At 40.1% G+C, this 13,324-nt stretch carries 10 protein-coding genes; 4 read left to right on the forward strand and 6 right to left on the reverse strand.

Going from position 1 to position 13,324, the window contains the following annotated elements; genetic code table 11:
• Positions 1-18: 18 nt before the first annotated feature.
• Positions 19-1,863, reverse strand: coding sequence for a FapA family protein (locus HPSH112_RS04500; RefSeq protein WP_000051012.1), 1,845 nt, complete (start codon positions 1,861-1,863; stop codon positions 19-21).
• A gap of 92 nt (positions 1,864-1,955) precedes the next feature.
• Between HPSH112_RS04500 and murJ the strand changes: the two genes are divergently transcribed.
• From murJ to HPSH112_RS04515, 3 genes are all read left to right on the forward strand, one after another.
• Positions 1,956-3,416, forward strand: a complete 1,461-nt coding sequence (murJ, locus tag HPSH112_RS04505; protein ID WP_000913536.1) for a murein biosynthesis integral membrane protein MurJ — start codon at positions 1,956-1,958, stop codon at positions 3,414-3,416.
• Complete coding sequence (cysS, locus tag HPSH112_RS04510; RefSeq protein ID WP_000471316.1) at positions 3,417-4,814, forward strand: cysteine--tRNA ligase; 1,398 nt, start codon at positions 3,417-3,419, stop codon at positions 4,812-4,814. It begins immediately after the preceding gene.
• A gap of 224 nt (positions 4,815-5,038) precedes the next feature.
• On the forward strand, positions 5,039-8,944 hold the full coding sequence (locus HPSH112_RS04515) for a vacuolating cyotoxin family protein (protein WP_000405511.1): 3,906 nt from the start codon (positions 5,039-5,041) through the stop codon (positions 8,942-8,944).
• Positions 8,945-9,248: 304 nt separating this feature from the next.
• Here the strand turns inward: HPSH112_RS04515 and HPSH112_RS04520 are convergent, their stop codons facing one another.
• Genes HPSH112_RS04520 through HPSH112_RS04530 form a run of 3 tightly spaced genes read right to left on the reverse strand, consistent with a single transcriptional unit; the run spans position 9,249 to position 11,837 of the window.
• A complete protein-coding gene (locus HPSH112_RS04520; RefSeq protein ID WP_000242371.1) occupies positions 9,249-10,016 on the reverse strand; it encodes an ABC transporter ATP-binding protein in 768 nt (255 codons plus the stop codon).
• Positions 10,016-10,996 (reverse strand): FecCD family ABC transporter permease, encoded by a 981-nt coding sequence (locus tag HPSH112_RS04525; RefSeq protein WP_000921444.1) that lies wholly within the window; start codon positions 10,994-10,996, stop codon positions 10,016-10,018. Before HPSH112_RS04525 ends, HPSH112_RS04520 begins: the two co-directional genes overlap by 1 nt.
• Entirely contained in the window at positions 10,989-11,837 is an 849-nt protein-coding gene (locus HPSH112_RS04530) for an SDR family oxidoreductase (protein WP_000504120.1), read from the reverse strand. Before HPSH112_RS04530 ends, HPSH112_RS04525 begins: the two co-directional genes overlap by 8 nt.
• 140 nt (positions 11,838-11,977) lie before the next feature.
• Here HPSH112_RS04530 and HPSH112_RS04535 point away from each other — a divergent pair, with 140 nt between their 5' ends.
• Positions 11,978-12,502, forward strand: coding sequence for an acyl-CoA thioesterase (locus HPSH112_RS04535; protein WP_001120215.1), 525 nt, complete (start codon positions 11,978-11,980; stop codon positions 12,500-12,502).
• A gap of 103 nt (positions 12,503-12,605) precedes the next feature.
• Here HPSH112_RS04535 and HPSH112_RS04540 read toward each other — a convergent pair whose 3' ends face one another.
• Complete coding sequence (locus tag HPSH112_RS04540) at positions 12,606-12,872, reverse strand: HP0894 family type II toxin-antitoxin system mRNA interferase toxin (RefSeq protein ID WP_000916171.1); 267 nt, start codon at positions 12,870-12,872, stop codon at positions 12,606-12,608.
• The gene (locus HPSH112_RS04545; RefSeq protein ID WP_001133868.1) at positions 12,853-13,239 is read right to left on the reverse strand and encodes a type II toxin-antitoxin system HP0895 family antitoxin; all 387 of its coding nucleotides are present in this window, start codon (positions 13,237-13,239) and stop codon (positions 12,853-12,855) included. The genes HPSH112_RS04540 and HPSH112_RS04545 overlap by 20 nt, the downstream gene beginning before the upstream one ends.
• Positions 13,240-13,324: the final 85 nt, after the last annotated feature.

Raw genomic sequence — 13,324 nt, forward strand, 5'->3', positions numbered from 1 at the left:
CCTTTTTTATTCCTCGCTCTAGCCTTTTATAGCGCTTTTAGGGACTTTTTTGATTTTATGATCTTCATAGATCACATTCACGCTTTCATTATGGCTTAACATGGCGCTCAAGTTGCTCACTTTAGGGTAATTGCGATGGTAGATTACGATATTTTCTTGCTTGAAAGGGTTTTTAGTCATAACGCTTGCATGCTGGAAGCTGTTTTCTATGCTGATGAGTTTAGCGTAACATTCGTTATTGATTTTTTGCAATTCTAGCATTTGGGCTTTTAAGATTTTCAAACGCTTTAAGGCAAACACAAACTCGCTATAAGCGTCTTTCACGCTTTCTTGTTGCATTAAAGAGCGTTTGATTTCTTCGGTGGCGTTTTTAAGTTTTTCCATGATGGCTTGATGGTTTTTGACTAAATGGTTTAAGGACTGGTGCTGAGCGATGATTTTTTTGGATTTTAACCCTAATGCATTGAGTTTTTGTTTAGCGGCTTTCAATTCTTCTTGGTTTTCTCGCCCCCCAAAAGCGTAAAAAATAAAGCGGTTGCCATTACCATCCACCTCATCAATCAAACATTGCTTGGAAAAATACAGCTTGTTATCGCTTTTGAGCTTTTCTAAAGCGATTTCTTTCGCATAGACCACGCTCCCCGCGCTCGCTTCCACTTTAACGCTATTGGCATACACCTTAGCGCGCTCTAAATACTTGCACTCAAACTCTTTAGCGTAGCACACGCCCTTATGGTTAGTGATACGCGCTTTATTGGCATAGACATAGCTTTCAGGGTGGATTTGCCCCTCTATAGTGATTTCTTTAGCCACTAAGATCACATTTTTGCCCACATTGCCCTTAATGTTAATCGCGCTCGCTTCTAAAATGAGATTAGAATCAATCGCATCGCTCAATTCATCTTTAGCTTGAATTTCTAAAACCAACCCGCTCTCCACTCCCCCTAAAAGATTGGGCGTTTCAATAGACTTGATCCCGTTTTTAAAAATAAAATTTTGCTTAGAAACCAAACGCCCTTTTTCCATTTTAACCCCTTGTAAGGCTTTGGAGTAATACACTAAAGCGTTATTTTCTTCTCTTTCTTCAAAAGCGTTTTTGTCATGCCCTATAGGGGTGGGCGAATTGGCAACTTTAGGCAATTCAATATAAAGGCCTTTAAGGTTACGGCCGTCTTTGCCTTGTTTGGGGTAATTCACGCAAGCGACTTTTTGATTTTCTTTAGCGATATAATCATTTTCTTTAACAAAAGATTCTTCTTGATCGCTTAAGGGAATAATATGCGTTGGAAGGTATTCTTCTTCTAGTAAAAAATGGGATTGTTCTTCTGTATTAGGGATAAAGGTTAAAGAAGCGTATAAAATAAAGCGTTTATTTTGGGCTTCTTTTTTATATTTTCTTAACTCTGTTTTTAAATTTTCATACATTTGTGAAAGGTGGCGAAACACCACGCCTTCAAAGGCTAAACGCTCTTTAATATACCCAAACATTTCTTGGTAATGCTCTTCAGTGTCTAGGACAATAAAACACTCGTCTAAAATAATTTCTATTTTACTCAAATGTTCATCCACTTCCACTTCAAAAAAGCGCTTATAGGCGTTTGATTTGATTTTAATGTCGTGGGTTTGATAAAGGGTTAGCTCTTTTTTTTCATAGTATTCATCTTCTTCTAGTTGTTGCAATTCCCCACCAAAAGCCTCACTAAAATCGTCTTTAGCGCTGTTTTTGATAAAAATAGAAGTTTTTAAAATCTCAAACCATAGATCTTCTGTTTGCAATTTATTTTCAGCGGCCGCTTTTTTTAATTCTTTTTGAATGTCTTTGCACCGCTCAACTTTTATAGGGGCAAAATGCTCCAAGCTCATTTTTTAATCCTTAAATGGTATAATATAAGAATTTGAAAAAAGGAATATGCTAACAAAAAAACGCTGAAAATTAGGTAATAAATACAACTAGTATGCTAAAAAAAATATTTTTAACCAACAGCTTAGGGATTTTATGTTCTAGGATTTTTGGCTTTTTACGGGATTTGATGATGGCTAATATTCTAGGGGCTGGGGTGTATAGCGATATTTTCTTTGTGGCTTTCAAATTGCCTAATTTGTTCAGGCGTATTTTTGCGGAGGGCTCTTTTTCACAAAGCTTTTTACCAAGCTTCATACGAAGTTCCATTAAAGGGAGCTTTGCGAGTTTGGTGGGGCTTATTTTTTGTGGCGTTTTATTGATATGGTGCTTATTGGTGGCATTAAATCCCTTGTGGCTAGCTAAACTCCTCGCTTATGGCTTTGATGAAGAAAAACTCAAACTATGCGCCCCTATTGTAGCGATCAATTTTTGGTATCTTTTATTGGTGTTTATCACCACCTTTTTAGGCGCGCTTCTGCAATACAAACACAGCTTTTTTGCCAGCGCTTATAGCGCAAGCTTACTCAATTTATGCATGATTTTAGCCCTTTTTGTTTCTAAAGAAAAAACGCATTTAGAAGCGTTGTATTATTTGAGCTATGGCGTGCTTTTAGGGGGCGTGGCTCAAATTTTATTGCACTTTTATCCTTTAGTCAAATTGGGCTTATGGGCTTTATTGTTTAAAGGGTTGTTGGGTTTTAAGACTAAAAACGCGCTCAAAAAAAAATACCGCTCTCAAAGAATTAAAAGGGATTTGAAAGGGTTTTTCAAGCAATTCCTCCCCAGCGTCTTCGGCAATTCTACCACTCAGATCGCTTCTTTTTTAGACACCACGATAGCCTCTTTTCTGGCGAGCGGGAGCGTGTCTTATTTGTATTACGCTAATAGAGTCTTCCAGCTCCCTTTAGCTTTATTTGCCATAGCCATATCCACAGCCCTTTTCCCTAGCATTGCGATCGCCATTAAAAACCATCAGCAGGATTTAATCTTACAGCGCTTGCAAAAGGCGTGGTTTTTTTTGGTGGGGGTTTTGCTTCTTTGCAGCATTGGGGGGATAATGTTAAGCAAAGAAATCACAGAGCTTTTATTTGAAAGGGGGCAATTTAGCCCTAAAGACACCCTAATCACTTCGCAAGTCTTTTCGCTCTATCTTTTAGGCTTGCTCCCTTTTGGGCTAACCAAACTCTTTTCTTTGTGGCTTTATGCGAAATTAGAGCAAAAAAAAGCGGCTAAAATCTCTTTAATTTCGCTTTTTTTAGGTTTAGCGGCTTCTTTGAGTTTGATGCCTTTGTTAGGGGTTTTAGGCTTGGCTTTAGCGAATAGTTTGAGCGGGTTATTTTTATTTGTTTTAACGATAAAAGCGTTTGGCTTTCAACCATTCTTGGGTATAATTAAAAATTTAAAATTATGGCTTGTAATTCTTTTCCTCGCTTGCGTGGAAATCTTATTACTCTTAGCGTTCAAATCGTGGGTTACACATTTATATTTATTTTATTATTTTCAAGGTTTTTAAATGTTTATTTATGATACCAAACTAAAACAAAAAGTCCCTTTTGAGCCTTTAGTTGAAAAAAAGGCGAATATTTATGTGTGCGGGCCTACGGTGTATGATGACGCTCATTTAGGGCATGCCAGGAGCGCGATTGCTTTTGATTTGTTAAGGCGCACGCTTGAATTGAGCGGCTATGAAGTGGTGCTAGTAAGGAATTTCACGGATATTGATGATAAAATCATCAACAAAGCCCTAAAAGAAAACAAAAGCATTCAAGAACTAAGCAGCATTTATATTGAATCTTACACGAGGGATTTAAACGCTTTGAACGTGAAAAAACCCAGCCTAGAGCCTAAAGCGAGCGAGTATTTAGACGCTATGGTGGGCATGATTGAAACGCTTTTAGAAAAAAATATCGCTTATCAGATCTCTAATGGGGATATTTATTTAGACACGAGCAAGGATAAAGATTACGGATCTTTGAGCGTGCATAATAGCAGCATGGAATTTGGCCGTATTGGTTTGGTGCAAGAAAAACGGCTTGAGCAGGATTTTGTGTTATGGAAAAGCTATAAGGGGGATAATGATGTGGGCTTTGATAGCCCTTTAGGCAAAGGGCGCCCTGGCTGGCATATAGAATGCTCTAGCATGATCTTTAAAACTTTAGCGCTCACTGACACCCCTTATCAAATTGACATCCATGCAGGCGGAGCGGATTTGTTATTCCCCCACCATGAAAATGAAGCGTGCCAAACCCGTTGCGCCTTTGGCGTGGAGCTTGCCAAATACTGGATGCATAATGGCTTTGTGAATATCAATAACGAAAAAATGTCTAAAAGTTTAGGGAATAGCTTTTTTATTAAAGACGCCCTCAAAAACTATGATGGCGAAATTTTGCGCAATTACTTACTAGGGGTGCATTATCGCTCTGTTTTGAATTTCAATGAAGAAGATTTATTGGTGAGTAAAAAACGCTTGGATAAAATCTATCGTTTAAAACAGCGTGTTTTAGGGACTCTTGGAGAAATAAATCCAAACTTTAAAAAAGAAATTTTAGAATGCATGCAAGATGATTTAAACGTTTCTAAAGCGTTGAGCGTTTTAGAAAGCATGCTTTCTTCTACTAATGAAAAACTGGATCAAAACCCCAAAAACAAGGCTTTGAAAGGCGAAATTTTAGCGAATTTGAAATTTGTAGAAGAACTGCTTGGCATCGGGTTTAAAGACCCTGTAGAATATTTCCAATTAGGCGTGAGTGGAAGCGAAAAACAAGAAATTGAAAACAAGATAGAAGAAAGAAAACGCGCCAAAGAGCAAAAAGATTTTTTAAAAGCCGATAACATCAGAGAAGAGCTTTTGAAACAAAAAATCGCTTTGATGGACACCCCACAAGGCACGATCTGGGAGAAGTTTTTTTAAAACGCCTCCAATTTTACCTTTTTACACATTCTAGCCACAAATTTCAGCCATGTTACTTTTTAATCTTGTTAAGTTTTATGTTCATTTATCTTAACTTGATAGAAGTTGAACATCGGTTGTAAATACTATATATTTATAACCTTAATCGTAAATACAACAGAAATTTTCTGGTCTAAAGTCGCACCCTTTGTGCAAAAATCGTTTTACAAAAAGAAGGAAAAGAAATGGAAATACAACAAACACACCGCAAAATCAACCGCCCTCTGGTTTCTCTCGCTTTAGTGGGGTTATTGGTTAGCATCACACCGCAAAAAAGTCATGCCGCCTTTTTCACAACCGTGATCATTCCAGCCATTGTTGGGGGTATCGCTACAGGCGCCGCTGTAGGAACGGTCTCAGGGCTTCTTAGCTGGGGGCTCAAACAAGCCGAAGAAGCGAATAAAACCCCGGATAAACCCGATAAAGTTTGGCGCATTCAAGCAGGAAGAGGCTTTGATTCTTTCCCTAACAAGGAATACGACTTATACAAATCCCTTTTATCCAGTAAGATTGATGGAGGTTGGGATTGGGGGAATGCCGCTAGGCATTATTGGGTCAAAGACGGGCAATGGAACAAGCTTGAAGTGGATATGCAAAACGCTGTAGGGACTTATAAACTCTCAGGGCTTATCAACTTTACTGGTGGGGATTTAGATGTCAATATGCAAAAAGCCACTTTGCGTTTGGGCCAATTCAATGGCAATTCTTTCACAAGCTTTAAGGATGGTGCTGATCGCACCACGAGAGTGGATTTCAACGCTAAAAATATCTTAATTGATAATTTTTTAGAAATCAATAATCGTGTGGGTTCTGGAGCCGGGAGGAAAGCCAGCTCTACGGTTTTAACTTTGCAAGCTTCAGAAAAAATTACAAGCCGTGAAAATGCGGAAATTTCTCTTTATGATGGCGCCACGCTTAATTTGGTTTCAAGCTCAAATCATAGCGTTGATCTATGGGGTAAGGTGTGGATGGGCCGTTTGCAATATGTGGGAGCGTATTTGGCCCCTTCATACAGCACGATAAACACTTCAAAAGTGCAAGGGGAAATGAATTTCCGCCATCTCGCTGTGGGCAATCAAAACGCCGCTCAAGCGGGCATTATCGCTGGCAAAAAGACTAATATTGGCGTGTTGGATTTGTGGCAAAGCGCCGGGTTAAACATTATCGCCCCTCCAGAAGGCGGCTATGAGAGTAAAACCAAAGATAACCCTCAAAATAACCCTAAAAATGACACGCAAAAAACAGAAATTCAACCCACGCAAGTCGTTGATGGGCCTTTTGCTGGCGCCAAAGACACGGTGGTCAATATTTTTCGTTTGAACACTAACGCTGATGGCACGATTAAAATAGGAGGGTATAAAGCTTCTCTTACCACCAATGCAGCTAATTTGAATATCGGCGAAGGCGGTGTCAATCTGTCCAATCAAGCGAGCGGGCGCACTCTTCTAGTGGAAAATCTAACCGGCAATATCACCGTTGAGGGGGCTTTAAGGGTGAATAATCAAGTGGGCGGTTCTGCTGTGGCAGGTTCAAGCGCGAATTTTGAGTTTAAGGCTGGTCAAGATACCAACAACGCCACAGCCACTTTTAATAACGATATCCAATTAGGAAAAGCGGTGAATTTAAGAGTGGATGCTCATACAGCTTATTTTAATGGCAATATTAGTCTAGGAAAATCCACGAATTTAAAAGTGAATGGCCATAGCGCTCATTTTAAAAATATTGATGCCAGCAAGAGCGATAATGGTCTAAACACTAGCGCTTTGGATTTGAGCGGCGTTACAGACAAGGTCAATATCAACAAGCTCATTACAGCTGCCACTAATGTGTCCGTTAAAAACTTTGACATTAAGGAATTAGTGGTTACGACCCGTGTTCAGAGTTTTGGGCAATACACTATTTTTGGCGAAAATATAGGCGATCAATCGCGCATTGGTGTCGTTAGTTTGCAAACTGGCTATAGCCCGGCCTATTCTGGGGGCGTTACTTTTAAAAGCGGTAAAAAACTGGTTATAGATGAAATTTACCATGCCCCTTGGAATTATTTTGACGCTAGGAATATTACCGATGTTGAAATCAACAAGAAAATTCTTTTTGGAGCCCCAGGATACATTGCCGGCAAAACAGGGCTTATGTTTAACAACCTAACCCTAAACAGCAACGCAAGCATGGATTATGGTAAGGATTTGGATTTAACCATTCAAGGGCATTTCACTAACAATCAGGCCGTGATGAATCTTTTTGTCCAAGATAGGCGTGTAGCGACCTTAAATGCAGGCCATCAAGCAAGCATGATCTTTAATAACATGATAGACAACACAACCGGATTTTACAAACCACTCATTAAGATCAATGACGCTCAAAACCTCACTAAAAATAAAGAGCATGTTTTAGTGAAAGCGCGAAACATTGATTATAATTTAGTGGGAGTGCAAGGCGCTAGTTATGACAATATTTCTGCAAGCAACACCAATCTCATGGAGCAATTCAAAGAGCGTCTAGCCCTTTATAACAACAACAACCGCATGGATATTTGTGTGGTGCGCAATACCGATGATATTAAAGCATGCGGGATGGCTATCGGCAATCAAGCCATGGTGAATAACCCTGACAGCTACAAATATCTTATCGGTAAGGCATGGAAAAATACAGGGATTAATAAAACGGCTGACAACACCACCATCGCTGTTAATTTGGGCAACAACTCTACGCCTACTAGTTCTGAAAGCAATACCACAAAATTACCTACAAACACCACCAACAAGGCGCGTTTCGCTAGATACGCTCTCATAAAGAACGCTCCTTTCGCGCATTATAGCGCCACTCCTAATTTAGTCGCTATCAATAAGCATGATTTTGGCACCATTGAAAGCGTGTTTGAATTGGCTAACCGCTCTAAGGATATTGACACGCTTTATGCTAACTCAGGCGCGCAAGGCAGGGATCTCTTACAAACCTTATTGATTGATAGCCACAATGCGGGTTATGCCAGAACCATGATTGATGCTACAAGCGCTAATGAAATCACCAAGCAATTGAATGAAGCCAATAGCGCTTTAAACAACATAGCCAGTTTGGATCATAAGACAAGCGGCTTGCAAACTTTGAGCTTGAGCAATGCGATGATTTTAAATTCTCGTTTAGTCAATCTCTCCAGAAGGCACACCAACAATATCGACTCGTTCGCCAAACGCTTGCAAGCTTTAAAAGGCCAAAGATTCGCTTCTTTAGAAAGTGCCGCAGAAGTGTTGTATCAATTTGCCCCTAAATATGAAAAACCCACCAATGTTTGGGCTAACGCTATTGGGGGAGCGAGCTTGAATAATGGCGGCAACGCTTCATTATATGGCACAAGCGCAGGCGTAGATGCTTACCTTAATGGGGAAGTAGAAGCCATTGTGGGCGGTTTTGGAAGCTATGGTTATAGCTCTTTTAGCAATCAAGCGAACTCTCTTAACTCTGGGGCCAATAACGCTAATTTTGGCGTGTATAGCCGTATCTTTGCTAACCAGCATGAATTTGATTTTGAAGCTCAAGGGGCTGTAGGGAGTGATCAATCAAGCTTGAATTTCAAAAGCGCTTTATTGCGAGATTTGAATCAAAGCTATAATTACTTAGCCTATAGCGCTGCAGCAAGAGCGAGCTATGGTTATGATTTCGCGTTTTTTAGGAACGCTTTAGTGTTAAAACCAAGCGTGGGCGTGAGCTATAACCATTTAGGCTCAACCAATTTTGAAAGCAACAGCACCCATAAAGCGGCTTTAAAAAATGGCGCCAGCAGCCAGCATTTATTCAACGCTAGCGCTAATGTTGAAGCGCGTTATTATTATGGGGACACTTCATACTTCTATATGAATGCTGGAGTTTTACAAGAATTCGCTCAGTTGGGCTCTAATAACGCCGCATCTTTAAACACCTTTAAAGTGAATGTTGCTCGCAATCCTTTAAATACCCATGCAAGAGTGATGATGGGTGGGGAATTGCAATTAGCTAAAGAAGTGTTTTTGAATTTGGGCTTTATTTATTTGCACAACTTGATTTCCAACGCAAGCCATTTCGCTTCCAATTTAGGAATGAGGTATAGCTTCTAAGCTCTTAAACCCATGCTTTGGCATGGGTTTCTTAAGAAATAACATTTAAAACCACCCAAGCAGAAATCCCAAACACCTTTAGTGTTTGGGATGAATGCCACTAATTTGTTATAATACCCCCATACATTTGTATCTAGCGTAGGAAGTGTGCAAAGTTATGCCTTTATAAGATATGATGTGTGGGACCGAATGCGTTGGAGATCAAACTCTGTAAAATCCATTAGGGACACAGAGTGAAAACCAAACTCTCCCTCAACACCAGCCTAGGAAGCCAATCGTCTTTAGCGGTTGGGCGCTTCACCCCCTACAACGCATACACGACAAGCTTGTTATCATGCCAGATCGCTTCTAGGGGCGTGTCATAGAGCGTGCTTAAATTGTGTGAAGTCATAGCGATTTGCGTGGAAGCTTGCAAAAAAAGTTTTTTATCTTTGAGCATGACCACATGCGTGGAGTGCCTAGCAACTAAATTGGGGTCATGGATATTGACCAAAACGCTCAATTCTCGTTTTTTCATCTCATCTTTAATCGCATCAAAAAAAAGGGCTTGGTTTTTTAAATCTAAAGCGCTCGTAGGCTCATCCAGTAACAGTAAAGGCGTTCTTTGCAACAAACTTCTGGCTAAAAGCACCATTTGCCTTTGACCGCCGGACAAATCGTTGATGCCTTGATCTTTTAAAGCCTCTAAATTCAAGCGCTCTAAAACGCTAGTAGCTTCTTTAATGTGCTTGGCTTTAGGCGTAGCGAATAGACTCAAATGCGTCGCCTTCCCCATTAAGACAAAATCCAACACGCTGAAATTAAACGCATAATATTCCACTTGGGGGATATAAGCGATCAATTTGGCTTTTTCATAAGGCTTTAAGGGTAAAATATCTTTGTTACACGCTTTAATTTCGGTTTCTTCTAAAGGCTTTAAAAGCCCTAAAAGGCATTTTAAAAGCGTGGTTTTACCCGATCCATTAGGTGCTAGAATGCTGGTGATGCTGTTTTTTGGCACGCTAAAACTCAATTTATCCAAAATGAGTTTTTGAGAATATTTAAAGGATAGGTTTTTAACTTCTAAGACCATCACACCCCCCTAGTCCTGAATAAAAGCCATAAGAAGAAAGGCGCTCCTAAAACGCTTGTCGCAATGCCTACCGGTAAATCATAGGGGGTAATGGTTTTAGCCACCACATCCGCTAAAAGCAAGAAAAACGCTCCCATTAACAAAGAGCTTAAAAGCAGTTTTTGTAAGTTCGCCCCAAAAAACAACCTCGCTACATGCGGAATGACTAACCCAATCCAGCCAATCGTGCCAGACACGCTCACCGCTAAAGCGCTCGCAACGCTCACGCACACCAGACAAAGCGATCGCAACAGCACCGGATTAATGCCCAAACTCAAACTTTGCGCATCGCTCAAGCTCAATAAATTAATGCGCCACCTTAACAAAAAAAGCGGGATAAAGCCTAAAGATAGCCCTATGAAAGCGATCAAGCAATCCTTATAACTGCTCAAAGACAAGCTCCCCAAAAGCCACACGACAATCGCTTGCGCTTTTTGGGGGATCACAAAGAATTTTATCGCTCCGGCTAAGGCGCTCAAAAACGCGCTCAACACCACCCCTGAAAGCACTAATGAAAGGACGGAATTGCCTAAAACCCTATTCATCGATAAGACAGCAAGGCTGGCTAAAATCGCCCCAAAAAACGCTAAAATCGCAATGTTGGATTCAAGAATCGCTATCGCCATCGCCACGCCTAGCATCGCCCCGCTAGAAATCCCTAGTAAAAAAGGATCCACTAAGGGGTTTCTAAAAATCGTTTGCATCACCACCCCACTCCCGGACAAACTCGCTCCCACCAGGAGCGCTAAAATCACTCGTGGTAGTCGTATTTCTAAAATAATAATACTTAAAGAGCTCAGTTCTTCATTATGCAAAAAGTGGTTTTTCACATTAAGGCACACTTCTTGCCATTCTTCAAAGCTCAAAGACTCCCCTCCAAACAAAAGCACCACCACCGCTAAAATCACGCAAGCTAATGCAATATGATAGGTTTTAAGCATCACGCCTCCTTTTAAGAACGATTAATCTGAACAAAGAATCATACCAACTGCTTGGGAGGATTCTATACAACGCTAACAATAATTGGGTTTTTAAGCCGATCAAATAGCGGGCCTTGATTTTTTGACTCATGGCAAGAAAAACGATTTTTTGCGCCACGGCTTTGGCGCTTAGGGCTTTTTGATACACGCCAGAATAAAAGCTTTTAGCCGCATTCACTTCTAACGCATAAAGGCTGTTTTCGCTCTCAAAATTCTCAACTGAAAAAGCGGTTTTTTCCCAGTTGCTTTTCACCGGGCCTGGCTCAATCAAACACACTTGAACGTTAAAGGGTTTAAGCTCTAAACGCAAGGCATCGCTATAAGCCTCTAAGGCATGCTTACTCGCGCTGTAATGGCCTAAAAAGAGCATGCTCACACGCCCTGCTATGGAAGAAAGATTAAAAATTTTAGAGTGGGGCTTGTTTTTTAATAAGGGCAAACAAAACTGCACCACTTCACAAAGGGCGAAAAAATTCACGCCAAATTGTTTTTTAACTTCATCAATAGGCGTGTCTTCTACGCTCCCAAACACCCCATAACCGGCGGAATTGATCAAAACATCGCAATGATCTTCTTTAGCGCTGATGTTTGAAAACGCTTCTTTTAAAGCGTCAGAATCGCTCACATCAACATCAATGCTCTCGCATAACGCATGGTTTAACGCTACGCACAAAGTCGCATGCCTAGAGAGCGCATAGACTTTATACCCTTGATCTAGCAGCATTAACGCGCACTCCAACCCAATCCCAGAACTCGCTCCGGTGATAACCGCCACCTTTTGGCTTTCTTTTTTCTCGCCCATTATCTAACGCCAACTCTCTTATTATTTTTATAATTCCTCTAATATTCACTTAATATTACTTAATTTTTACTAATATATAGTTCTTGGAATGTTTTTTACAAAAGACATTTTTAACACCAATTTTAACTCAAGGAGAAACAATGCCTCACATACAATCATCGCATTCCAATCATTTTGATTTCACCCTAGACACAGCCGATTGCACTAAATTATTGATGAGCTATCTGGTCGTGCCTACAACCGCTAATTTCAACAATGTCATGCATGGGGGGGAATTATTGAATTTATTGGATAAAGTGGCTTATGTGTGCTCGGCTCGTTATTGCGGTAAAGGAACGGTCACTTTAAGCGTGGATGGGGTTACTTTTAAATACCCCATTCCTGTAGGGAATTTGCTCACTTTTTTAGCCAGCATCAATTATGTAGGCAACACCTCGTGCGAAGTGGGGATTAAGGTTTTGAGCGAAGATATTAAAACTCGTGAAATCATGCACACTAATTCATGCTATTTCACCATGGTGGCTGTGGAAAATGGCAAACCCACCCCCATGCCTAAATACGAGCCTAAAACAGAGGTTGAAATCCGCCGTTATGAAGGGGCTTTGAAGCGTAAGGAAATGCGCACGCGAGGGTATTTGAAAAGCGGGAAACACGAAGGCATTTGAAAAAAGCAAAAAGCGTGAGCGGTGTTTTAACCCTAAATTTTATCCCTAAAAAGGGGGTAGTTGGTGAGCGATTAGTTTAAGCGTTATAAGTTGTGCGGGTGGATTAAAACAGCTCGCTATGACTGCCTAGCCTTAACAAAATAAGCTCATCATCTTTCACTAGATACACAAGCAAAATATCAGCTTTGATGTGGCATTCCCTAAAAGGCTTCCACTTTCCCTTTAAAGCATGATCTTTAAATTGTGGGTCTAGCGGTTCTTTTTTTCTTAGGGTTAGAACGACTTCATTCAAAACGCTATCATCAAACCCGTTCAAAAGCAATTTATCAAAATCTTTTTGAAAAGATTTTTTAAGATTGAGTTTTAACACCTAACGCCTTTTTTCTCTCATCGCTATAACTAGAAAAATCCTCAACAATCAAATCGGTTTCTAAGTTCTCGCCATTTAACGCATCTCTCATGGCTTGTTGCGTTTCAAGGTTTGGGATTTCATGCCCCAAACAACAATCTCTTTTATCGTCAAAAACTTGGCTGATTTTTTGCAAGAGTTCATTTAATGCGTCTATTTTATCCTTAAAGTTTTGATCCCTTTTTTCCAATTCTTTAGCCATTTTTTCTTTAAAAGAAGCTCTATCATTTTGCATCTTTTTGATTTTTCGCTCTAATTGATTGATTAAGTTAAAAAGCTGTTTTTCGCTGTATTGCGTGTAGTCTTTTTTGGTGGGAGAGTTAGGCATGCTTTATCCTTTTTTAAAAATACCAACTCATTATAGCGCAAGCGATAGAACGAGAAAGGTTAGAAATAAAAACTTAAAGATTAAA

The sequence above is a fragment of the Helicobacter pylori Shi112 genome (genome assembly GCF_000277405.1).
GTDB classification, from domain to species: domain Bacteria; phylum Campylobacterota; class Campylobacteria; order Campylobacterales; family Helicobacteraceae; genus Helicobacter; species Helicobacter pylori_C.